This window comes from Halorientalis pallida, assembly GCF_004118325.1.
In the GTDB taxonomy this organism is placed as follows: Archaea; Halobacteriota; Halobacteria; order Halobacteriales; family Haloarculaceae; genus Halorientalis; species Halorientalis pallida.
On the sequence record NZ_RDFA01000005.1, the window covers coordinates 187,449 to 210,085 of the forward strand.

Sequence of the window (22,637 nt, forward strand, 5' to 3'; positions counted from 1 at the left end):
TGAACTGTTGTCGGGGCCGCTATCCGAGTTCGATACCGAGGTCGTTGAGCCGCTTGATGACTGGCTGGTAGTTGTCCATCGACGTGTCCTTCAGCGTCGAGAACGGCAGGATGTCCTCGTCGTAGTCGTCCGGGAAGTACTGTTTCATCAGTTTCTCGTCGGACTCGACCAGCGTCTTTTTGATCTTGCCCTTCATGTCCGAATCCCAGGTTTTCCGGCCGTAGACCGGCTGTTTCGGGATCGGGAACGACCACCAGAACGCTCGGAGGCGGCCGTCGGCCTTGCCGCGGGTTCCGGTGAAGGAGTCCTTGTTCATGACTCGCTCGGGGAGTTCGGCGTCCGAGGCGAGGTGGGCCATCCCGTTCCCACTCCAGGTACAGGCAGCGTCGGCGTCGTCGTTGAGCACCTTCGCCACGGCGTCTTCGTGGTTCGACCAGGTCCCATCGAAGTCGACGGGGTCGCCGTCAGGGGCCTCGCCGATGTCCAGGCCAGCCTGCTTCAGCGTGTACAGCGCGAAGATGGAGCCACTCGTCGAGAGTCGGTCGGCAAAGGCGACCGATTTCCCGCTCAGGTCGGTTCGTTCGTCGATAGACGAGTTCGGTTTGGTGACCATCATCGAGAAGTAGAAGGCCGTGCCGCCGGTCTTGGCCGTCCCGAACAGGTTCATCAGGTCCGGTTGCGAGATGAGTGTCACGTCGTCCATCCCGATCTCGGCCTGTTTACTCTTCAGCGCGGGTCGGATGGCCGAGTAGTCCTGCGGGACCTTCATCTCGAGGTCGAGGCCGTCGATCTCGCCTTCGAGCATGTTGTGGACCGGCTTGTACTGCGGGCGGACGTCCGACGGTGTATCGGGCGTTAGCAACATCGTGACCTTCTCTCCCGTGCCGCTGGCACTCCCACCGAGACAGCCCGCCGTCAGCGCGAGTGCGCTGGCGCTACTCCCCGCGATGAACCGCCGCCGACTCACGCACCCGGCGATTCGTCCATTGTTCGTCCCTGAAACACCCGCCGCATCAGTGACCGTATCGTCTGAGGTCATCACCTGAGCGAAGAAATTGGGGTCGATTAACAGTTGGCCGGGTAGAGTCTGGACCCGCTGCGCACCCACAATAGACGAACGCGCCGCTCGATACCGAGACAAACTCTATATATCAGTTCAGTCGTCTCGAACCGATCACCTACATCGGCCTGTACCAGTCGATCGGACTGTAGAGTACCCAACGAAGGCTTATCCAGTGTGTACCAGTGGACTCAGCCGAGTACATGACAGACCCATACGACCGGTCGGATCGCTTCGAGTTACTCGCGGCCTGCGACGCGGAGACGCTCGTCGCCCACGCCGACGCCGTCGTCGAGGGCGGCACGGAGGTTCGGGTGCTCCAGGCACCGACGCCGCAACTCGTCATGCAGCAGGTCGTCGAACCAGTCGCCCGCCAGCCGTTCAACCTCGGTGAGGTGCTCGTCACCGCAGCCGAAGTGGAACTCGACGGCGAGAAGGGATTCGCCATGCGTCCGGGGAAAGCCGAGAAACCAGCGCTCTCGGGGGCAGTCGTCGACGCCGCCGTCGAGGGCGACCACCCGCTCGCCGAGGAGATGGTCGGGTCGCTGTCGTCCGCGGCAGCCGAGCGCGACCGTGAACAGCGCGAACGCTGGGGCGAGACACGCCAGACCACCGTCGAGTTCGAGGAAATGGAGGACCACACGTGAGAGCCGTCGGCATGGACCCGGTTCACGACACACGCGCGTGTTTCCGGGCGCTCGTCGACGCGATGAGCCAACCCGGCACTGTCGCGACCTCGCCGACGGAACCGGCCGACCACGCGGTTCTGGCCACGCTGGTCGACCACGAGGTGACGTGTTCCACCCCTGACGAAACGATCCGAACTGCACTCGAAAACGAGGGCCGACTCGCAGAGGCCGACCCAGCGCAGGCGAGTATCGTCCACGCGCCCGACCCCGCCACCTGCCCCGTCGGCGATCTCACGACGGGGTCGCTCAAGGAGCCAAGCGACGGCGCGACCGTCGTCTACCGCGTCGAGGACCTGACACAAGAGCCCGAGACGGGGCAGACGGAGACGACGCTCGTCTTGTCCGGGCCGGGCGTTCCGGGACAGCGACGACTCGGAATCGACGGGTTCGCGCCAGCAGACGCGCAGGCGTTGGCGGGCGCACAGTCGTCCTATCCGCAGGGTGTCGATGCCGTGCTGACGACCGAGCAGGCAATCGCAGCGATTCCCCGGTCGGTCGAACTGGAGGTGGCGTAGATGGGATACGTCGCCGTCGAGGCCGGGGAGGACGTCATCCAGCGCGCCGAGGAACTGTTCGAGAAACAGCGCGTCGACGGGGAGAGCGACCAGCTGTCGGTCGAGCAGGTTGACGACCAGTTCTCGCGGCTCACCGCCCAGGCGATGAGCGAGGGTGGCCTGTACGCGCCGCGACTGGCCGCAATTGCAGTCAAGCAGGCTCAGGGCGACACCGCAGAAGCCGCGTTCCTGTTGCGAGCATACCGGTCCACGCTGGAGCGATGGGGGTCGAGTCGACCCGTCGAGACAGCGGAGTTGTTCACGACCCGGCGCGTCTCACCCGCCTACAAGGACGTGCCGGGCGGGCAGGTGCTCGGCGCGACGAAAGACTACACGCAGCGACTGCTCGATTTCGAGTTGACCGACGACGACGGGACCGACCCGACCGAGGAGTGGGACGCAGAGCCAGAAGACCCGCCACAGCTCCGGAACGTGATGGAGGTACTCCGCGACCAGGGGCTCGTCCACAATCCTGAAACGGGGTCGGACGAGGACCAGCCGGGGACGCCGTTCGACGCGACGCGGGAACCAATCACGTACCCGGCGCCGCGGGCGGCCGTCCTCCAGGAACTCGCTCGGGGTGAAACCGGGGCGGTGACCGCGCTCGGCTACAGCGAACTCCGCGGCTACGGCCAGGTCCACCCGACGCTGGGCGAAGTCCGTACCGGCGACCTCCCGGTGCGAATCGAGCATCCCTACACCGGCGACGAGGTGGAGGTGACGAGGGCGTCGGTGACCGAGACCGAGTGCGTCGTCCCGATCTACGAGAAGGCCGACGACCCGCAGTTCTCCTTCGGGTACGGCCTGGTGTTCGGCCGCAACGAGCGCAAGGCCATCGGGATGAGCATCCTCGATGCAGCGATCCAGCTGGACGGCGACGCGCCAGCTCAGGATGCCGAGTTCGTCCTCGATATCGTGGACGGCATCGATTCGTTCGGGTTCATCGAACATCTCAAACTCCCCCACTACGTGACGTTCCAGAGCATTCTCGACCGCATCCGGTCGATCCGGGAGCGAACTGCCGCCGCGTCGAGCGGTGATGATGCGCCAGTCCAGGAGGTGAGCGCCGATGACTGACGGGCGCAGCGTCGTGCCCGACGCCGAGTCGGTCGACGACCTGCTCGACGGCGTCGCCGACGATGGCCTCGCCGGGTACAACTACGCGTACCTGGACGAACACACCAAACGCGAGGTGCGACGGGCGACGCTGAAAGCCATCGCACTGCCCGGGCATCAGGTCCCGTTCGCCTCCCGGGAGATGCCGCTGGCCCGCGGCTGGGGAACCGGTGGCATCCAGACCTCGCTGTCGCTGCTCGGTCCCGAGGACGCGTTCAAGGTCATCGACCAGGGAAGCGACGAGAGCGTCAACGCGGCGAACATCCGGCGGCTGGCGAGTCGCACCGCGGACGTGGAGACGACGACCGACGCGACCGACGCCTCGGTCATCCAGACCCGTCATCGTATCCCCGAGGAAGTTCTGGACGACGACCAGATTCTCGTCCTGCAGGTGCCGATTACCGACCCGCTCCGGCGGGTCGACGGCAGCGACGACGCGAACCGGCGGCGACACGCTCACAAGAACTACTCGAAGATGTGGGTCGCCCTCTACGAGAACGTCGTCGAGTACGGCGAAATCAAACTCTCCTCGCGGTATCCGGTGCTGGTCGACGACCGCTATCTGATGGACCCATCGCCCATCCCGCGCTGGGACGTGCCGAAACTCGACGACGCGGACAACCTCTGCCTGTTCGCGGCCGGTCGGGAAGCACGCATCTACGCGGTCCCGCCACACACCGAGGTCGAACCGCTGGCGTTCAAGGACCGCCAGTTCCAAGTCGAGCGGTTCCCCGACCAAGCCTGCGCGAATTGCGGCAGCGAGGACACGTTCCTCACGGAGGTCGAAACCGACGATGGCGACCGCCGCTACGCTTGCAACGATACATCCTTCTGTGAGAAGCGAAGGGCGAACCCGGACTTGTCGAAAGCCCACCACCGTGACGGGAACGACCACGCCTGGGGACCGGCGACCGACCCCAGCGTGCCAGATGGACCGACCGAGAACTCCGAAGGAGGTGAGCGCGAATGACGGTCCTCGACGTTGCGAACCTCACCAAAATCTATGGCGACGCCTGTGGCGAGTGTGTTGACAACACCGGACCGTCGGTCGGCGACAACCAGTGCCCGGTCTGTGGGAGTGTCGTAGCCTGTGCTGACGTCGATTTCCAGTTGCACGACGGCGAAGTGCTGGGCATCGTCGGCGAGTCCGGCAGCGGCAAGTCGAGCCTCGCGGAGATGCTGGCGCTCGATCTGGACGCCACAGCTGGCGACGCCCGGTACCATGCCTACGACGGCAACATGCTGTCGGCGGACTATCAGGCCCGACACGAACTCCAGAACCAGCACGTCGGGATGGTCCACCAGCACGTGCAGGACGGACTCGAACTCTCCTTCTCCGGCGGTGGCAACGTCGCTGAGAAGTTGCTGGCGGCGGGCTGGCGACACTACGGCGACATCCGTGACCGCGTCGAATCTCTCTTCCGCGAGACGGAGGTGCCGGTCTCGCGGATGGACGACGCGACCGAGACCTACAGCGGTGGGATGCAACGGCGTATCCAGATCGCGAAGGCCATCGCCAACGACCCCGGCCTGGTTGTTCTCGACGAGCCAACGACGGGACTGGACGTGAGCGTCCAGGCGCGCGTCCTCGACATGTTCCGGGGGCTCCAGCGCGAACAGGACGTGGCGACCATCGTCGTGTCCCACGACCTCGACGTGATTCGGCTCCTCGCCGACCGGACGCTGGTGATGCGACACGGCCGGGTCATCGAGACCGGGCTGACCGACCGCATCATGGAGGACCCACACCACGAGTACACGCAGACACTCATCAATTCAGTTATATGATTCTCGACATCGACACCGTCTCGAAGACATTCGAGATGCACATCATCGACGGCAAGACCGTGCCCGGGCTGGCAGACGTGAGTTTCACGGTCGACGACGGGGAGTTCGTCGCCGTCGTCGGCGAATCCGGCAGCGGCAAATCCTCGCTGTTGAAGTGCATCTATCGCACCTACGAACCGTCGGCCGGCGCGATTCGCTTCCAGACCGAGGGAGGCGAGGTCGACCTGGCGAACTGTTCGGACCGCGAGGTGCTCGCGGTGCGGGGCAGCGAGTTGGGGTACGCTTCGCAGTTCCTCAACGAGATTCCGCGCGTGCCCGCGGTCGACGTGGTGGCTCGGCCCATGTGGGAACAGGGGATGGACCGCGAGGCCGCCCGTGAGCGAGCGCGAGAGCTGTTGACTGCGCTGGACCTGCCCGCAGAACTGTTCGACGCGTATCCGGCGACGTTCAGCGGTGGCGAGCGCCAGCGCGTCAACTTCGCGCGGGCGATCGCGCCCCAGCCACGACTGCTCTTGCTCGACGAACCGACGAGCGCGCTCGACCCGGAGACGCGAGCCAGCGCACTCGAACTGCTCGACGACTACCTGCCAGCATCGACCACGGTGGTCGGTGTGTTCCACAACTACGACGTGGTCCAGCAGGTCGCCGACCGCGTGGTCGTCCTCGACGACGCGCGGCTCCAGCAGGTCGTCGATATCGCGGACTACGACCCGGAGGTACTCGCATGACCATGCCGAACCAGCAGATAGCACAGTCGTACTGCCTGACGAACGCCCGCGTGGTCACACCCGACAGCGTGCTAGAGGGGGGTGTCCGCATCGAGGGGGACCGCATCGCTGCAATCGGTTCGGAGGTCACTCCCGAGCGCGGTGACGACGTGGTCGACGCCGACGGGCAGTACCTGTTGCCTGGCCTCATCGACCTCCACGGCGATGACATCGAGGGTCACCTCCAGCCACGGAACGGGGCGCGGATGGACACCGCGCTGGCGCTGGGTGCTGCGGACCGCTCGAACGTCGCCGCCGGCATCACGACGAAGTACCACGCTATCGCCTTCGAGAACGACCCGGACGAGGGTCGGACGACTGAACTCGCCGCGGAGTTGACCGAGGCCATCGAGAGCGCCGACTCGTGGATGGCCGACCACCGCATCCACGTCCGGTGTGAGGTCACCCAGGACGAGGCCGTCGAAGCGGCAATCCGCGACATGCAGCGCGACGCCGTCGACCTCGTCTCGGTCATGTCCCACGTGCCAGGGAAGGGCCAGTTCGCCGATGTCGAGGCGTTCAAGGCGTACTACGAGACCTCGGACCGTCACACGGTCGAGGAGGCAGAGCGGTTCATCGAGGAGCGAACGAGCATGTCGAACGACGAGATCCGCGACCGTGTGGACCGGGTCATCGAGCAGGCACACGAAGACGGCGTCGTCACGGCCTCACACGACGACGAGGACCCCCAGGAGGTCGAACGCCTCCACGACAGCGGGGTCGACATCGCCGAGTACCCCATCACACTCGACACGGCCAAGCGCGCCAACGAACTCGGCATGACGACCGTGATGGGCGCACCAAACCTCGTCCGTGGCGAGAGCCAGTGGGGCAACCTGACGTCGATGGCGACCATCGAGGCGGGCGTCCTCGACGTGCTCTGTGTGGATTACCATCCAATGTCACTGTTGGCCGCACCCTTCGTCGAGACCGGCGAACCGCTTCCCGACCGCGTGGCCCGGGTGACGAAGAACCCGGCCGACGCCGTCGGCCTGTCAGATCGGGGTCGTATCGAAGAGGGCGCACGAGCCGATATCGTGCTCGTCGACACCGCGGAGACGCCGACGGTCACCCGTGCGTTTGTCGACGGCCAAGCGGTCTATCTGGCCGAGGGTGACCGATGAGTCTCGGCGCGGCGATGGACGTGCGATTCGGGGCGACCGTCGAGGAGTTCGTCCAGTACCTCGTCGACCTGGGCCTCGACCACGTCGAACTCACGACCGAGTACCTGCAGGGCCACCCGGACGCACCGTCCCCCGAGCGGGTCGGTGAGATCGCAACGGAGTACGGTGTCAGCGTCACGTACCACGCACCCTTCCGAGACTGGAACCTCGGGAGTTTCAACGACGACTCGGCACAGGCTGCCGTCGATCAGGTCACACGAGCGCTCGATGCTGCGTCGACGGCCGGTGCCGGTGCCGTGGTCGTCCACGGCGGCTCGGTCCCGCGACGCTACCCCGACTGGGTCCGGGAGACAGGTCGGCAGAACGCCATTGAGTCGCTTCGAGCGTGTGCCGAACACGCCGCGGATGTGGGCGTCCCGCTCTGTCTGGAGAACCAGCCGTTCGACGACCGGGACGAACGCCACACCGTCGGGCCGGACGCGCTCGCGGAGACACTCGACGCCATCGACGTCGGCCCAGACGCACTGGGAATTACGCTCGACGTGGGCCACGCGTCGGTCAACGGGACCGACTGGCGCGAGTACGTCGAGCGGTTCGGCGACCGTATCACCGTCTGTCACCTCCACGACAACAATGGCGAGAGCGACGCCCACAACCCGCTCACTGAGTACGAGCCAGTCGTCGACGCCGTCGACGCGCCCTACAACGTCTTCGAGACGAAGACCGTGGACGACGTGGCGGTGTGTCTGGGTGCCGACAGCGACCGCGTGCCCACTGCCCAGCCATGACGTACGACGCAGTCGTCTTCGACAAGGACGGCGTCATTGTCGAGCCGACGGACCGCGCCGTCATCCGGGAGGCAATCGAAGATACTTTCGCGGCCTTTGGCGTCCCGTCGCCCCCGTTGGCACTCGTCGAGCGGTTCCTCGACCAGGGGACGGCACGGGACGTCCTCGAAGATCGGTACGATATCGACCCCAAGGCGTTCTGGAACCGCCGGGAGCACACCGCCTCACGGGCCCAGGTCGACGCCGTCCGACGCGGCGAGAAGACGCCCTACGACGACCTCTCGGCGCTGTCGGCGTTGTCGTCACGACTCGGCCTGGTGAGTAACAACCAGCGGATGACCGTCGAGTTCGTCCTCGATCACTTCGACATCGACTACTTCGAGACGGCGTACGGTCGAGAGCCGACGCTGACCGGAGCCGCTCGCAAGAAGCCCAGCCCTCACTATCTTGAACGCGCGCTGGAAGACCTCGAGGCCGACACCGCGCTGTACGTCGGCGACTCGAACGTCGACATCGAAGCCGCACACCGGGCCGGTATCGACTCGGCGTTCATCCGCCGACCACACCGTGAGGACTACGACCTGGAGCGGGAGCCGACCTACGAGCTGTCGACGCTGACCGACCTGACCGACCTGGTCGAGTTGGCGGGCTAGTCGGCACCAGCAGTCGATTTTGCGGACAGTGAGCCGTCAGCGGTGGTCGTCCAGAACAGATAGACACCGCCGACGCCGAGCAGTGCACCGACGCCGAGCGTTGGCATGGCGAGCGCGTAGCCACCGATGTCCAGCGCCGCGCCGAACAGCACGGGGGAGACCATACCGGGGAGCATTCCGAGGAACGCCTGGAGCGAGAGCGCCGTCCCGAGTTGCTCGTCGTCGACGGCGACCGTGATCGCAGTCGACGTCGGTGCACTGTCCATCGTGAGCACGATCCCGTAACCGATGACGACCGCAGCGAGCACCGACAGCGACTGCCAGGCGAGACTCCCGAGCAGGAACGTTCCCGCGCCGCTGAGCGCCAGTCCGACGGCGATTACTCGGAGGCGGCCGACACTGTCGCTCAACCAGCCGCCCGCGATGTTACCGACGCCACCGGCAGCCGTAACCAACCCCGCCAGGAGTCCCGCCGTGGCGACCGGTGTCGCCGCCGCGCCGACGGCAGCCGTCGACACGAGAAACGCCGGGAGCCAGTTTCGAATGCCGAACAGCTCCCAGTTGTGCGCGCTGTACACACTGACACCGGCGAGAAACGAGCGGTCTCTCAATAGCGAGAGGTCGAACCCGCTCCCGCCAAATTCCCGGTCTGGGTTGTCACGACCGAGCAGGAACATGAGTGGCCCCGCACAGAGTGCGAGCCCGCTCGTCAGGAGGATACCGGACCGCCAGCCGAAGCCAGCGGCGACCGACGAGGTGAGCACGAAGGAGAGTCCGCTGCTCAGCGAGAAGGCACCGACGTACACGCCCATGGCCGTCCCGCGACCGCTCGGCCCGAACCACTCGCTGACGAAGCGCATCCCTGGCACGTAGACGGCCGCCATCCCGAGGCCGCTGACGAACCGAAGGATAGAACCCCCGAGAAAGCCGTTGGCAACGGCACCGAACGCGATTCCGCCGAGTGCCGCCACCGTCGCACCGGCCGCGATGACCGATCGTGCAGCGTACCGGTCAGCGAGCACCCCGAACGGGATGACGCCGAGAAGATACCCAGCCTGAAACGCCCCGTAGACGACGCCAGCGTGGACGCCGCTCAGTCCCCATCGCTCGACGACTGTCGGCAGGACTGCCGAATAGTTGAACCAGAGCAGCCCCGACAGCAACAGGGTCGTGCTCGCGACCGCCAGCATCTGGGTGTTCGTTCGTCCGCTCCATCCGTCGCTCGACCGGTCGGCGGTTGACGACATTGGTGAGGTCGGTCAGGGTCATTCCGTTGTCGGTCTCCGCGCCTCGATGGTCGCGGCGACGACGTACTCGCTCAGGTCTCGCTGATCGTCCCACTCGCTGATGAACGCGGCGCTGTCGTCTTTCGGCGCAATCTCAATGTCGACGAATCCAGCGTCGGCGAGCAGCTGCTCGATGGTCTCGACGGTCGAGGCACCGGCGATGCAGGCCGTGAGCGAGTCGGGGTCTCGCCGGACCGAATCGGGAAGCGAGGCAGTCAGCACCACGTCCGAGACCGCGAGTCGGCCGCCGGGGACCAGCGCGCGGAACGCCTCCGCGAAGACCTGGCCTTTGGCCGGCGAGAGGTTGATGACGCAGTTAGAGATGACAACATCGACACACTCGTCGGCGACGGGCAGGTGTTCGATCTCGCCGAGGCGGAACTCAACGTTCGGCGCGTCGTTTTTCGCGACGTTGTCGCGCGCCTTCTCGACCATCTCGGGCGTCATGTCGACGCCGATGACCCGACCCTCGGCACCGACCTCCTCGGCGGCGAGGAAACAGTCGAAGCCGGCACCGGAGCCCAGGTCGAGTACAGTCTCGCCCGCTTCGAGGTCGGCGATGGCCTTCGGGTTCCCACAGCCGAGTCCGAGGTCAGCGCCGTCCGCGACCGACTCGGTGTCGTCACTGCTGTAGCCGAGTTGCTCGCTGTCCGTGCCGATCGAGTCGTCACAGCAGCCGTCGTCGCTCTCGTCGGTCCCATCACAGCAGCCACTCCGACTGTCGTCGGTGGCAATATCGGCGTAACGCTCGCGCACGAGCCGGCGCTGTGCATCGTCGTCACGGGTCGCCGCTCCCTCGTCTGGTGCCTCACTCATCGTTGGTCCGAATGGTGTCGAGCGTCTCCAGCAACTGTTCGGCATCGGCAGTCAGTTCGTAGTACCGCCAGGAGCCGTCTTTCCGCCGCGACACCAGCCCCGCCGAGTACAGCCGCGAGAGTGCCTGACTGACGGCACTCTGGCTGAGGCCGACCGCGGCTTCGAGGTCACAGACACAGACGTCACCCTCGGCCGCACCGATGCGACGAACCAGTTCGTAGCGAGTGTCGTTGCCCAGCGCCGAGAGCAACTGCACGTCGGCCACCAGTAGCTTCTCGTCAACCGCCGGCAACGCTTCACAGCACCCAGCGCCTGACGCCGATCCGGTCTGTTCGCTCGACTGTGCCCCGTCTTCCGCAGTCTCTCCAGACATATTAATAATTGCTAATATCAGTAGCTGCTAATATAGCTCTTGCGGGTGACTCACCGACACTGACGACGGACACCGTCACTCGGCCCAGCCACAACGTGCGAAACCAGCGGAGCTTCAAATCAGGGACCCCTGTGGGCAGATGATGGCAACCTTCGACGCAGTCTGTTTCGACATGGACGGAGTCACCGTCGAGACGGCCGCTGCCTGGTACGAGATCGAACGGAACCACGTTCTCCCGAGTGCAATCGCGACGGGCAACCCGCCACCGGACGCCATCCGCGCACTCGGCGTCGATGACGCGTACGACCGGCTCCGCTCACTCGACGGCATCACGCTCGCCGTCGACCGTGAGACCTTCAGGGCCCTCTACGAGGAACGGGTCGACGAGGTGTACCGTGAGCGAGCGACGCTCATGCCGGGGTATCTTGACCTCCTCGAGACGCTCGCTTTCGACGGCCTCGCGCTCGGACTCGTCTCCGCCTCCCAGCGTGCCTGGGTCGAAATCGTGCTCGACCGGTTCGACCTCCACGACGCCTACGACAGGGTCGTCGGTGCCGACGATATCGAGGGCCCCTCGAAACCAGACCCAGGTATCTACGAGCACGCCGCCGAACGACTGGGCGTCGCACCCAAACAAACTGTCGCTGTCGAGGACTCACCCCACGGAATCGCCGCTGCGACGGCTGCCGGAATGTACTGCATCGCACTTCGAGGCGACGGCAACGCCGAGGCTGATCTTTCAGCGGCCGACACCGTCGTCACCGAGCCAGTTGCACTCCGGTCCGAACTCCGCGCCCTCACAACAAAATAACGGACGTGACCGACGAGCAAGCCGAGTCCATCGTAGCGGTTCACACGCTCGTTGCGAGAGCCGACGCAATTGCGTCCGTTCACTTCGTCTGGGCGTCCACCGATGTTCTGATTGCGACGGTCCTCCGCGGGGTGACCCCCATGGCCTACAGCTCGCGCCGATTTCTCGCCGCGGATCCGTTCAGGTAGTGACAACCACTCATAATTCGCTAACAACAATCACTGCCCGCGTCACAGACAGTGCCGTAGTCGACTCCTAGCTCCGCGTCAATCGTGTCGTTGCACCGTTCGAGGAGTGCCGTGAACGTCTCGGGACCCGACTGCTCCTCAGTAGCAGCGAGCGCTTTCCCTAGACGGTCCGCCTGAGTGAGGCTGTCCGGTCTGTCGTCCGATGTCGCGTCTGTGTCGGTCAACAGCACCCACCTCCGTTTGGCTGCGCAAATTGCTGTTCGAGATGGTCACTGACAATCTCGTCAGTTTCCCGGAGCAATTCGTTTAGCTCCTCTCTGGCAGTCCGGAACTCCGCGATGGTCTCGTTGTCAGCCATCTGGTCCTGCAGGTCACCGAGTTCCGCCATGAGGTCCTGGTCGAACTCGTTTTCCTGAAACTCAGTCTGTGTGCGCTCGAACTGTGTCATGAGCGCCGACGCGTCGTCGTCCGCCTGGAGTTGCTCACGTGCAGCGTCGAACCGCTGGTACTCGGGTGAGGCTTTGACTGCCTCGATGAACCGCGTGAGTTCCTCCTCAACAGCTGCCTGTGGCGACTGTTTCTCGCTCATGATGGGTCCGCCTCCAGCCGTTCAGCGTGACCAATCTCGTCAGGGAGCCCGGCGATGTCCCGTCCGAAGTCCGCGAGTTCGTCCGGGCCAGTCGGCTCGTCCCGCCGAAGCGGGGCAAGCATCGCTGGTACGTCGAAGCGGTCGTCGATCTGGTCGAGATAGGTCCCCTGCTGGCTCCGTCGCTGCTCGAAGAAGGCGTTGTCACCGTACTCGTCGGGAAGCAGGTAGTTCACCGCGACGAGTGAGGTTTCGATGTCGACCTGGTCCCGGAGGTCTTTCGCAGCGCGATGGGCTTCGACCATCGGCGTGTACTCCGGATACATGACGAACACGAACGAACTCTGGGCGGGGTCGCGCATCGTCTCGATAACGCGGTCGTACTTGTCGCCGGAGCCGTCCGCTGCGTCCTTGGTCAGCGACCCGAGGTCCATGAACCCCTTCCAGTCGGACGGGAGTTCGAGTAGTCGCAGTGTGTGCCCAGTCGGTGCCGTGTCGAAAACGACGACATCGTACTCGTCGCTGTCTAGGTAGCCGACGAACTTCTCGAGGGCCGCCATCTCCTCGGCACACGGGGAGTCGAGTTCCTCTTTGACCTGCGCTTTGGCGGTCTCGGCGTCCACGTCGGCGTCGTCCGCGAACGATTCCTCGACCTGATCGAGCATCTGCTGTTTGTACTCCTCGAGTGCCCTATCCTGATCGATGCGTGCAGCATGGAGTCCACTGGACCCAACTGGTGTCGGGTCGTGGCCGACAGTCGTCCCAAAGACGTCCTGGAGATGGGAGGCAGGGTCAGTCGTCACGATCAGCGTGTCGTAGCCCTCATCGGCGAGGACCGTCGCAGTCGTCGCTGCCATCGTACTCTTCCCGACTCCGCCTTTGCCGGTGAAGAAGAGATAGCGAGTCTCGTCTTGTGGGCGGAGCTGTTCCATGACCGCGTCGCGGTCCACGGTGCGATCCAACGACGCCGACTCGCTCGCGCTCGCGGTCGATTCGATATCGACCGTCGGGTCTGCCTCCTCGTAGAGGACTGCCGCGACATCGGCGAGCAGGTCAGTACCGGTAATCTCGCCGGGCTGGAGCGGATAGGTGATAACTGGCTTATCCTCGAAGGACGCTTCGACGCGGTCGATAACCGCCTGTTCGTCGGCCCACTTGTCCTCGAAGAACGGGTCCTCACAGACTTCCTCGGGGAGATAGCCGTTGACGACCATGAGATCGGTCGAGATGCCGAGATCTGCCAGGTCTGCCGAACTTCGCTCAACCTCGTTGATAGCGGCATCCTCGGGCCGGCCGACGAATACAAACGAGGTCCGGTCCTCGTCGCCAAGCGTGTCGATGGCGGCCTCGTAGCGCTCTTTGGCGTCCTGCATCGACGCAGCAGGACCGATACAGGTCGCGCCGCCGTCTTCGAGTTCCTCGTTCCAGCCACTCGGGAGTTCCATCAGCCGGATGGTGTGTCCGGTCGGCGCCGTATCGAAGACGACCACGTCGTGCTCCGGCTCGTCCATGAACTCGACGAACTTGTCGAAAGCCGCGATTTCTTCGACACAGGGGCTGTCGAGTTGTTCCTCGACGGTCTCTAACTGCTCGTCGTCGAGCAGTTCCCGCATCGGGTCGAGCGTCCGGTCGCGGTACTCCTGAGCTGCTTCGTCGGGGTCGATTTCGATCGCCGACAGGTTCGCAACGTCGTCGAGCGACGTGATGGAGTGACCGATCGACTGGCCGAAAATATCGGACAGGTTCGGCGCGGGATCGGTCGTGACGAGCAGTGTGTCGTGTCCCTCCTCGGCGAGCCATGCGGCAGTTGCACAACTGACCGTGCTCTTGCCGACGCCGCCCTTGCCGCTGAAGAAGACGAATTCGGTTTCCTCGCTGTCCGGAGCGACGATATCCTTCGGGTGGGGCTGTTCCATCGGGATTACGCCTCCCGCTCCTGTCGCGTGTCGATAGCGTCTGTCAGTGCATCGTACGACAGATACTCGCCTTCGGCGATGATGTCGCCGTCGGCGACCGTGATCGGGAGGACGTCTGGCCCATCCGATTCGACTTTCTCGTGGACGGCCTCGTGCTCGAGGAACCGCTGGATGTCAGCCGACATATTCGCTCGCTCGACCGTGACGTCGCTGTGTTCGTCGCCGAGTCTCTCGACCGTGTTCGTAAACCGAACCAGTTCCTTGTCGGGATCCGGTCCGCATACACCAGTGCTACAACACATCGCTTCCTCGAAGATCGTTATTTTAGTCATCGTTGAATCGTTTAGAGTTGCGTCAACCACTGTGATGCCGCTTCTCGGCTGAAAGGCCCGCTATTTCGGCCAGTGGTAGATTGCGGCTGCGCGGAGTCAACGAGTCAACGATTTAGATTCTACTAAAATAAGTCTATTGGAGAAAGACAGCGCTGGTCCAGTGCAGTTGCGCGAGCACGATATGGCGGGCGCTATATCGGGCCTTAGCGTAACTGTGCTATGCTCAACGCCAAACCATTATTTTGACTGCTGTTCAATTGAGGAGTATGGCAACCAACGAGCGCCTTCGTCGGTATCTGTCCGATGAGATGGGGAGCTGTCGCGATGATGATCTCGAACAGCGCGTAAACGAGCTCGAAACGCTCGATGAAGATGTCTCTGCAACGCTTGCGTCCGATATCGAACTGTTATCCGCACTGTCGAACGATACCCGATACAAAATCGTCCGACTTCTTCATGCAGCCGATTCCGATCTCTGTGTCTGTGAGTTCGCGCCCCTGCTCGACGTGAGTGATAGTGCGATCAGCCACGCACTCTCGAAACTCACGGACGCTGGTTTGATCAAGCGCCACAAAGACGGGAAGTGGCGGAAATACGAAACGACGAAGCGAGCGACTGCGCTGCTGGTCGCAATCGATGGGTCACGGTCTGTCGAGCAATAGTCCGTTTCGGACCGCTATATTGGGAGCTATTGAGACACACATAGTTCACACACGAGCGATAAAACCAGTGTCGTTAGATAATACATCTATGGTAGATGATTCGACGATGAAGTTCGGCTTCGTCTGTGTCCAGAACGCTGGCCGTAGTCAAATGTCGACGGCGTTCGCCGAGCGCGAGCGCGACCGTCGTGATCTCGAAAATAGTGTTGAGATCATTACTGGTGGGACGCATCCAGCCGACTCCGTCCACGAGGAGGTCGTGACGGTCATGAGTGAACTCGATATCGATCTCTCGGACCGGAAGCCGCGGGAAGTCTCGACGGCAGAACTCGAATCGTGCGACGTTGTCGCGACCATGGGTTGTTCGACGCTCGAACTTGATGCCGAGGATGTCGACATTCGTGACTGGGCACTGGACGATCCCGACGGCGAGGATCTCGACCAGGTCCGTACAATCCGGGATGACATTGAACAGCGAGTGACGGACTTGTTCGACGAACTCGAAACTCGGCTCGTGAAGTGAATGGATTCTGGAGAGTATGACGCGTTACAGCTGGTTTTGAGAGGTTTAAACTTCTTAGTAGACTTTTGATTACAATCTATACCTGTCGAAGAAAGACACGCATCAAAAACCACCCTCCGAGATTGTGGGAAGTTGAGACTACAGTGGGTTTAGCGGGGCTGTAATGCGTGGTTTCGGCTGGTTCAGTGATCGGGAACTGGCTCAGATTGCTCTCCAAACGGCTATTCCTATTGGAAATCCAACTACATACGCGAATTTCGGCGGCTTCCGACAGCGTTGCCACTCAGACGCCGCGCTAACACGGGTAAAACCTCTCTCTATCCGATTCCGGTTTCCTTCTTCAACAGCGTCAGCGTGTTGTCGGCCGTCACAATTGGCGAGTGTTCGTATTCACCAGTCAATTCGACCTGCACAAGCAGGTCCACCGCTCGCCAGATCGAGTACAGCAGACACGCGAACGCGAAGTAAAAGAACCGGAGACCGAAGTCTTTCGACGTCGTTGCGGCCATGAACCTCTTGATCGATTTGTAGCCACTTTCGATCTCCCAGCGATAGCCGTACTCGGTAAGGAACCCACTACTGCGATTCGTCATAAACACCGAGTACTGCCGGTGATCCTCGTGCTCGGAGTCCTCTTTCCGACGGTAGATCAGCGTTGTCTCGTGCCATTCGTTCTTCCCGAGATGGAGCTTCCGGTCGGTTTCGTGTTGGTCCTGACCCCGTGGAGCAACCGCTTGGCCTGGGCTTTCTCGCTGGTCTGCATCCGTTTCGGGACGACGTACGAGAGCCCACGCTGACTGATCATCTCCAGAACGTGCTGACTATCGAACTCCCGATCCATCAGCACGTTATCAACGAGAACCAGCTCCTCGGCAGAATCCAAGAGGTCTTTGACGATTTCTAAGCGGGACTCACCCTTCCGAACTGGCCGCGCGTCAAGGACGATCGGGACGGCGTTGCCGACTAATTGGACTGTCGCCCACTGGTAGGCGTACTCGTCAGTTTTCTCCTTCGTGCCGATGATTTCGTCTTCGTGGCCCGTTCTATCGCCGGTGAAGGGGTCAGCTTCGGTGATATCGATTGCGACGATCCCGGCTCGGAAGAACTCCTCTGTCTCCGCGACTTCGCTCAGGAGCCTGTTGACGGCCTGTCGGTACATCTCGCGGATCTCCGCGATGGAGAGGTCACGAATGTGTTCTCGATGGGAATGACCTAACGGCGTTCGCTCACGAGTCGACTCGTAGGTGAAGCTACGAGCGCCCTCGTTAGCAGCCAGCCGCTCGCGAAGTCCGAGATACGTCTGTAAGTCCCAGTAGGCGTTCTCGTGAATCTCACAGCTGTCGCCACGATTCAGTGAGAACGCCGGGAAGACGACGTGACTGACGTGGTCCGTAACCGTTGCCGCTTCGTCAAGGACAGCTTGCTCGTCCAGATCTGATTCGTCCTCTTCGTCACCGTGAGATGGGAGGTGCCGTTCTGGTTCGCGCGGAACGGCGACATCTGCGTTCTGGGCTTTAACAAGTATGGTCCGCGCAGCTGTCTCGACTGTACCACGAAGCTCGGCAGTGAACCGTTCGTGCCAACTGCGCCATAGCGTTGATTGGTCCGGTACTGTTTCCAGACCCAATTGCTCGCAGAGTTCTGGACGACACTCGATATACTCAACGAGTGCTGTCTCATGCTCCCACCCGTGACACTCCATCAAGACAAACATGCGAAAGAGCGTATCCATTTCGTAGCGAGTCGACTCTGCGTAGCGGTCGTGCGCGTCGAATTCGAAATACGCTAGCGGGAGTACACAGACGAAGTTCTCGACCGATTCGTGACAGTCATGTCTGAACCAGGTCTGCGAAACTGTTCGGATGTCGGACTCCACCCCGGCAAGTGAGCTTCGCTCGTACAACGGCGTCGTATCGTATACTGGCCAGTCAGCGTGTGGTCGGTTTGCGATGCGCCGGAAGACACTCCGGCGAGACTCACAAGTTGCAGCCACTACAAAATACTAATTGGGATATTAGCAAGAAATTTGTCAAACGTGCTCGATTTGGATAGTAAACCCCCATGAGGTATTCTGGGTTGATTGAGCTGTACTTGTCGATATATCTATCAACGTTTTAAATTGGTACGTGCCTGTGAGAAGACAACTCTCACTTTCGCCGTAAGCGAAAAGATTTAGCAGGCGAGTACTTCGTGAATTAGATGGAATCTCAGATTCCTGATAAGTGGCTGCTTGGCCGACTCCGCCAGTGATTCGCCAGCAACCGGGTTCTGCGTTTCCATAGCCGGAATTTTCTGGGACGAGGACGTATTTTCCGGATTCGCTGAATGTATTTTCGAAATGCGCGTTTCTGATATCCCCCACTATCACAGGATCTTCCATAGTGTTGGGGAGAGTTGTTCTTAATTGAGGAGGATGATTTTCTGTAGCTAGAGGGTTAATAGCCTCCACATTTGGTTTGATTGGGAGATCTGTAGGAACTGTAATAGAAGTGATCGAGACATTCACACGACTACCGCCAGAAGTTGGATTATTATCTTTTTCCATACTTGTTGAGGTAGTAGTGGTTTCGGACTCCGATGGTGTCGTTTCTGACGCTAATTGAGTCGTACACCCGGCTGTGGCACTCATTCCGGCGAGTCCGAGGAATCGCCGCCGATTCATACGCGAAACATCCACCAACAGGACAAAACGCTTCGGGAAGGTCAAACAACGGTATGCCTAACTCTACTAATAGTTAATTCGCACATCTACTTAATGGTCGTTGTGAGCGTGGGTGGCGTGTAATTAAGGTGCGTATCAAAACCATCCTCCGCAATTGTGCCCGGTTGTGAACACTACTGCGGCCCGTATCCGTGGCAAACGTTTATGGTTTCCAGTTTCGTAACTCTATACAAGATGAGCTACGATACAGAGCACGTGCGAAACGCGGGGGACACTCCGGGAACAATCACTGGTATCCCGACGTTCGCTGAATTACTTGAAAACCCGTCCCTCGCGGACCTCTATACATCGATTAGACAGGCAGGGACTGCAACAGGTCCCGAACTCGTCGAAACAATGACGGTCTCCAAAAAGACGGTGTACGGCTACCTCCATAAACTGGAGCAAGCAGGCCTGATCAGCAAAGTTGGTGACGAGACCGGAACTGCCGTATACACCGCTCAGGAGTTCGAACTAACGTTGACGGTTCGTGAGACGGAAGTCTCGATCACTCCCAAGATCATCGAGGTAATCGCCCAGAAGAACGAGTACCCAGCGATCGAACGAGTCCTCGAAGACCACGGAATCGTCACGTTCGCGCTCGCATACGATCTCGTGAACGCACACAGTGAGGGCGATGTCACAATCCGGCAAATCGCGAGCCTCACAGATTTGTCTCCTGGAACTACGTATGACCTCGTCGAAGCGCTCTATTCAATCCTCAATCTCGGTGATGACGGTTCGACCCCGACGACGTACACACCGGATGAGTTCGATGCGGACGAGGACGATCTCCTCGGGGAATACGTCGATAAGTGAACCGAGCGAGGATGTATACGGCGAACATTGCAGACACGGTGATGTTTCGGAACTTGGGGAAGCAACCCAGTTCACACCTACAATCGCTCAAGAGTGCCGTAGAGGAGGCTGGAACGGAAATTTGGGTGCCAGCAGCGGTCTACCACGAGTTGGCGGATGCCGGGAGTGCCGACTCACCGACGAACCCGTACCTCGATACGGCTATCGAAGAAGGATGGCTTCGGGTAGCCCCACCGCTCCCAGGTGATCGTACAGAGGGATTCGATAATAGCGCTGGACCGGTAGAGAAAGCACGGTTCGTTGCAGATAGGTTTCTCAACCAGCAGAGCAAGTATCCAGAGACGAACAACTGGCAGGATGCGGCGTTGGTCGCGTTGGCAGTTCGATTATTCGATGCGAATGCTCGAATCCGTGTGATCACCCACACAGCGGACGAAAATCTGGCAAAGGCGTGCGCTCGTATTCCTCCCGAATTCGGATACTACGACATCAAGTCCCGATACTACAACCCACCCCAAACCGCGAAGGTTGAGTTTCCAACCGTAGGCCAGCTCACGTGGAATGAGTAGCGAACATTTCGGCAGTTGGACCAGATCAGCACGCCCATTCGCGATTTTAATCTCACCGTCAGCGCGATGTACTGGTCGCTGTGGAATGAGTCGCCCTCCCGGCTTATCTGTGGTTAGGAGTAAAATCGACAAAATGTGAAGGAGTACCTCGTCCATCGCCACAAAGCGGTCCGGGAACCGTATGCATTGAGACGATCAGTCTCACCTACTGTCGCAATTGGAAGTTGAGACTACAGCAGGTATAGCGGGCCTGTAATGCGTGGAATCGGCCGAATCGAAAAGGAGAATCTGCTTCAGATCGCTTTCTGAACGACCGTTCCTGTTTTGCAGGCAACTATTCCAGCGGATTTCCGAGACTCTGGATAGTGTCGCCACTCAGACGCTGCGCTCTCACGGAGAGAGGCCCCCTCGCTATCCGATTCCCGTTTCCTTCTTTACCAGCGTCAGCGTGTTATCAGCCGTCACGATCGGCGAGTGTTCGTACTCGCCGGTCAACTGTACCTGCACAAGCAAATCAACTGCCCGCCAGATCGAGTACAGAAGACACGCAAACGCGAAGTAGAAGAACCGCAGGCCGAAATGCTTCGAGGTCGTCGCACCCATGAACCGCTTGATCGATTTGTAGCCGCTCTCAATCTCCCACCGATAGCCGTACTCGGGAAGGAGCCCACTCTTTCGATTCGTCATGAACACCGAATACTGCTGATGATCGGTGTGCTCGGAGTTCTCTTTCCGTCGGTAGATGAGCGTCGTCGAGTGCCACTCGTTGTCACCGAGATGCAGTTTTCGATCAGTCTCGTACCGGTCCTTTCCCCGCTTGAGAAGACGCTTGGCCTGGGCTTTCTCGCTGGTCCGCATCCGTTTGGGCACCACGTAGGACAGACCGCGTTGACTCAGCATCTCCAGGATGTGCTGGCTGTCGAACTCACGATCCATCAGTACGTTATCGACATGAACAGCTGCCTCTGCCGAGTCCAAGAGGTCCTCGACGATCTCCTTGCGCGTATCGCCTTTCCGGACTGGGCGCGCATCAAGGACTATTGGAACAGCGTTCCCAACCAGCTGGACCGTCGCCCACTGGTAGGCGTACTCGTCCGTTTTCTCCTTCGTCCCGATAATCTCGTCTTCGTGACCCGCACGGTCGCCAGTGAACGGGTCAGATTCGGTAATATCGATCGCGACGATGCCGGCTCGGAAGAACTCCTCTGTCTCTGCGACACGGTGCAAGAGTCGGCAGACTGCCTGTCGATACATCTCCCGAATCTGCTCAATGGAGAGATCACGGACGTGCTCGCGATGGGCGTGGCCGAGCGGAGTCAGCTCCCGATTGGACTCGTGAATGAAACTCCGAGCGCCCTCATTGGCGGCTAAATTCTCACGGAGTCCGAGGTACGTTTGGAGATCCCAGTAGGCGTTTTCGTGGATCTCACACCGCTCGCCCCGGTCCAATGAGAACGCTGGGAATACAACGTCGCTGACGCGATTAGTGACGGTCTCGGCCTGCTCTAATACGGTCTAGTCGGATGAGTCCGATTCTGTATCCTCAGTATCGTATCTGCGGCTCTGTCGGTCTGGCTCACGCGGAACAGAAACACCCGCGTTTTGGGCTTTGATGAGTATGGTTCGCGCTGCTGTCTCGACGGTGTCTTGAAGTTCAGCCGTGAACCGATGGTGCCAGCTGCGCCACAGCGTGGATTGGTTCGGCATCGAGTTCAGCCCGATCTGTTCGCAGAAATCGGGGTGCTGGGTGAGGTATTCGACGAGGGCAGTCTCGTGATCCCAGCCATGGCATTCTTTCAGCAGGAACAGGCGAAACAGCGTTGCCATCTCGTAGCTCGTCGAGCCTGCATATCGGCCGTGGGCATCGAATTGGACGTATGCCAGCGGCACTGCGCGGACGAATTGATCAACACCATTGTGATCGTCATGCTGGAACCAGGGTTCCGCAACGAGGCGAACATCCGATTCCAGCGCGGGGAGTGACGTGCGTTCGAACAGCGGGCTCGACTCGTACGTGGGCCACTCAGCATAGGATAGCTGGGCGATCTGCCGGAAGACAGTGCGGCGAGACTCACGTGTTGGGGCCACAAAGGGACGGTGCCAACGACACGCTCAAGTATTCGTCTAACTGCTCAGTGCAGGGCAAGCACATACCAAGCCAAGCGACCACTTCTCAGAAGTTTGGTAGAAAGGCCGTGCAAGATATAGAGGTTCTATGCAGCATACCTTTGCCGACTGTTCAACCTCTGTCAGAAATACGGTGACCGACCGAGAGACTGTGTTCTCTTTACGTTGGTCGGGGCCTCATCAATTCCCGGGCTGGACATGGTTATTAGCTGGCTACAGTGAATCAGTATTCACAGTCTTGATAATATAGTACAAGTTATCGCAGACAATGTGGCTCAAATCGTTTACCATCTCCATTCGTGGTCTGGGTCACAGGCCGCCAATTCGTAGTGTTTGAATTATCTTTTATAAATCCTCTCTCCAATAAAGAGTCATATATGGTTATTTTA

The 22,637-nt window shown here is 60.9% G+C and carries 23 protein-coding genes and 2 pseudogenes; 14 read left to right on the forward strand and 11 right to left on the reverse strand.

The genetic code is table 11. The annotated features are described in order from the left end of the window. Positions 1–19: 19 nt before the first annotated feature. Entirely contained in the window at positions 20–1,039 is a 1,020-nt protein-coding gene (locus EAF64_RS14420; protein ID WP_129069694.1) for a PhnD/SsuA/transferrin family substrate-binding protein, read from the reverse strand. Between the two features lie 224 nt (positions 1,040–1,263). On the opposite strand from EAF64_RS14420, the gene phnG reads away from it, so the two are divergent. Genes phnG through EAF64_RS14465 form a run of 9 tightly spaced genes read left to right on the forward strand, consistent with a single transcriptional unit; the run spans position 1,264 to position 8,539 of the window. After that, positions 1,264–1,707, forward strand: coding sequence for a phosphonate C-P lyase system protein PhnG (phnG, locus tag EAF64_RS14425; protein WP_129069695.1), 444 nt, complete (start codon positions 1,264–1,266; stop codon positions 1,705–1,707). After that, entirely contained in the window at positions 1,704–2,264 is a 561-nt protein-coding gene (gene phnH, locus EAF64_RS14430; RefSeq protein WP_129069696.1) for a phosphonate C-P lyase system protein PhnH, read from the forward strand. The genes phnG and phnH overlap by 4 nt, the downstream gene beginning before the upstream one ends. Then, complete coding sequence (locus EAF64_RS14435) at positions 2,265–3,380, forward strand: carbon-phosphorus lyase complex subunit PhnI (RefSeq protein WP_129069697.1); 1,116 nt, start codon at positions 2,265–2,267, stop codon at positions 3,378–3,380. After that, entirely contained in the window at positions 3,373–4,389 is a 1,017-nt protein-coding gene (locus EAF64_RS14440) for an alpha-D-ribose 1-methylphosphonate 5-phosphate C-P-lyase PhnJ (protein WP_129069698.1), read from the forward strand. Before EAF64_RS14435 ends, EAF64_RS14440 begins: the two co-directional genes overlap by 8 nt. After that, positions 4,386–5,207, forward strand: coding sequence for an ATP-binding cassette domain-containing protein (locus tag EAF64_RS14445; protein WP_129069699.1), 822 nt, complete (start codon positions 4,386–4,388; stop codon positions 5,205–5,207). Before EAF64_RS14440 ends, EAF64_RS14445 begins: the two co-directional genes overlap by 4 nt. Further along, positions 5,204–5,935, forward strand: coding sequence for a phosphonate C-P lyase system protein PhnL (locus EAF64_RS14450; protein WP_129069700.1), 732 nt, complete (start codon positions 5,204–5,206; stop codon positions 5,933–5,935). Before EAF64_RS14445 ends, EAF64_RS14450 begins: the two co-directional genes overlap by 4 nt. Beyond that, positions 5,932–7,098: an alpha-D-ribose 1-methylphosphonate 5-triphosphate diphosphatase gene (locus tag EAF64_RS14455; RefSeq protein WP_129069701.1), complete on the forward strand. Its 1,167-nt coding sequence runs from the start codon at positions 5,932–5,934 to the stop codon at positions 7,096–7,098. Before EAF64_RS14450 ends, EAF64_RS14455 begins: the two co-directional genes overlap by 4 nt. Further along, positions 7,095–7,886: a sugar phosphate isomerase/epimerase family protein gene (locus tag EAF64_RS14460; RefSeq protein WP_129069702.1), complete on the forward strand. Its 792-nt coding sequence runs from the start codon at positions 7,095–7,097 to the stop codon at positions 7,884–7,886. Before EAF64_RS14455 ends, EAF64_RS14460 begins: the two co-directional genes overlap by 4 nt. Then, entirely contained in the window at positions 7,883–8,539 is a 657-nt protein-coding gene (locus EAF64_RS14465; protein ID WP_129069703.1) for an HAD family hydrolase, read from the forward strand. The genes EAF64_RS14460 and EAF64_RS14465 overlap by 4 nt, the downstream gene beginning before the upstream one ends. Here the strand turns inward: EAF64_RS14465 and EAF64_RS14470 are convergent. Genes EAF64_RS14470 through EAF64_RS14480 form a run of 3 tightly spaced genes read right to left on the reverse strand, consistent with a single transcriptional unit; the run spans position 8,536 to position 11,014 of the window. Next, positions 8,536–9,786 carry an MFS transporter gene (locus EAF64_RS14470; protein WP_227738982.1) on the reverse strand — a complete coding sequence of 417 codons (1,251 nt, stop codon included), beginning with the start codon at positions 9,784–9,786 and terminating at the stop codon, positions 8,536–8,538. The genes EAF64_RS14465 and EAF64_RS14470 overlap by 4 nt on opposite strands. An 18-nt stretch (positions 9,787–9,804) precedes the next feature. Further along, positions 9,805–10,641: an arsenite methyltransferase gene (gene arsM, locus EAF64_RS14475; protein ID WP_129069704.1), complete on the reverse strand. Its 837-nt coding sequence runs from the start codon at positions 10,639–10,641 to the stop codon at positions 9,805–9,807. Next, complete coding sequence (locus tag EAF64_RS14480; RefSeq protein ID WP_129069705.1) at positions 10,634–11,014, reverse strand: ArsR/SmtB family transcription factor; 381 nt, start codon at positions 11,012–11,014, stop codon at positions 10,634–10,636. Before EAF64_RS14480 ends, arsM begins: the two co-directional genes overlap by 8 nt. Before the next feature lie 142 nt (positions 11,015–11,156). On the opposite strand from EAF64_RS14480, the gene EAF64_RS14485 reads away from it, so the two are divergent. Then, positions 11,157–11,825, forward strand: a complete 669-nt coding sequence (locus tag EAF64_RS14485) for an HAD family hydrolase (RefSeq protein WP_193767697.1) — start codon at positions 11,157–11,159, stop codon at positions 11,823–11,825. 208 nt (positions 11,826–12,033) lie between these two features. Here the strand turns inward: EAF64_RS14485 and hcsS are convergent, their stop codons facing one another. The 4 genes from hcsS to arsD are packed head-to-tail and all read right to left on the reverse strand — an operon-like array spanning position 12,034 to position 14,847. Beyond that, the gene (gene hcsS, locus EAF64_RS14490) at positions 12,034–12,237 is read right to left on the reverse strand and encodes a halo-CC-star protein HcsS (protein WP_129069707.1); all 204 of its coding nucleotides are present in this window, start codon (positions 12,235–12,237) and stop codon (positions 12,034–12,036) included. Further along, positions 12,234–12,602: a YlbF family regulator gene (locus EAF64_RS14495; protein WP_129069708.1), complete on the reverse strand. Its 369-nt coding sequence runs from the start codon at positions 12,600–12,602 to the stop codon at positions 12,234–12,236. The genes hcsS and EAF64_RS14495 overlap by 4 nt, the downstream gene beginning before the upstream one ends. After that, positions 12,599–14,515, reverse strand: coding sequence for an arsenical pump-driving ATPase (gene arsA / locus EAF64_RS14500; protein ID WP_129069709.1), 1,917 nt, complete (start codon positions 14,513–14,515; stop codon positions 12,599–12,601). Before arsA ends, EAF64_RS14495 begins: the two co-directional genes overlap by 4 nt. A 5-nt stretch (positions 14,516–14,520) precedes the next feature. Further along, the gene (gene arsD / locus EAF64_RS14505; protein ID WP_129069710.1) at positions 14,521–14,847 is read right to left on the reverse strand and encodes an arsenite efflux transporter metallochaperone ArsD; all 327 of its coding nucleotides are present in this window, start codon (positions 14,845–14,847) and stop codon (positions 14,521–14,523) included. Positions 14,848–15,113: 266 nt separating this feature from the next. On the opposite strand from arsD, the gene EAF64_RS14510 reads away from it, so the two are divergent. Then, entirely contained in the window at positions 15,114–15,509 is a 396-nt protein-coding gene (locus EAF64_RS14510; protein ID WP_129069711.1) for an ArsR/SmtB family transcription factor, read from the forward strand. An 88-nt stretch (positions 15,510–15,597) separates the two neighbouring features. Continuing rightward, a complete protein-coding gene (locus EAF64_RS14515; protein WP_129069712.1) occupies positions 15,598–16,032 on the forward strand; it encodes a low molecular weight phosphatase family protein in 435 nt (144 codons plus the stop codon). A gap of 317 nt (positions 16,033–16,349) precedes the next feature. Here EAF64_RS14515 and EAF64_RS14520 read toward each other — a convergent pair. Together EAF64_RS14520 and EAF64_RS14525 are read right to left on the reverse strand one after the other, a co-directional pair. Further along, a pseudogene (locus EAF64_RS14520) lies at positions 16,350–18,025 on the reverse strand (transposase). 36 nt (positions 18,026–18,061) lie between these two features. After that, entirely contained in the window at positions 18,062–18,694 is a 633-nt protein-coding gene (locus EAF64_RS14525) for a hypothetical protein (protein WP_129069713.1), read from the reverse strand. A 234-nt stretch (positions 18,695–18,928) separates the two neighbouring features. Here EAF64_RS14525 and EAF64_RS14530 point away from each other — a divergent pair, with 234 nt between their 5' ends. Then, the gene (locus EAF64_RS14530; RefSeq protein WP_227738983.1) at positions 18,929–19,552 is read left to right on the forward strand and encodes a transcriptional regulator; all 624 of its coding nucleotides are present in this window, start codon (positions 18,929–18,931) and stop codon (positions 19,550–19,552) included. Between the two features lie 11 nt (positions 19,553–19,563). Next, positions 19,564–20,121 (forward strand): hypothetical protein, encoded by a 558-nt coding sequence (locus EAF64_RS14535; RefSeq protein WP_129069714.1) that lies wholly within the window; start codon positions 19,564–19,566, stop codon positions 20,119–20,121. 411 nt (positions 20,122–20,532) lie between these two features. On the opposite strand, the pseudogene EAF64_RS14540 reads toward EAF64_RS14535, so the two are convergent. After that, a pseudogene (locus EAF64_RS14540) lies at positions 20,533–22,209 on the reverse strand (transposase). Between the last annotated feature and the right edge of the window lie 428 nt (positions 22,210–22,637).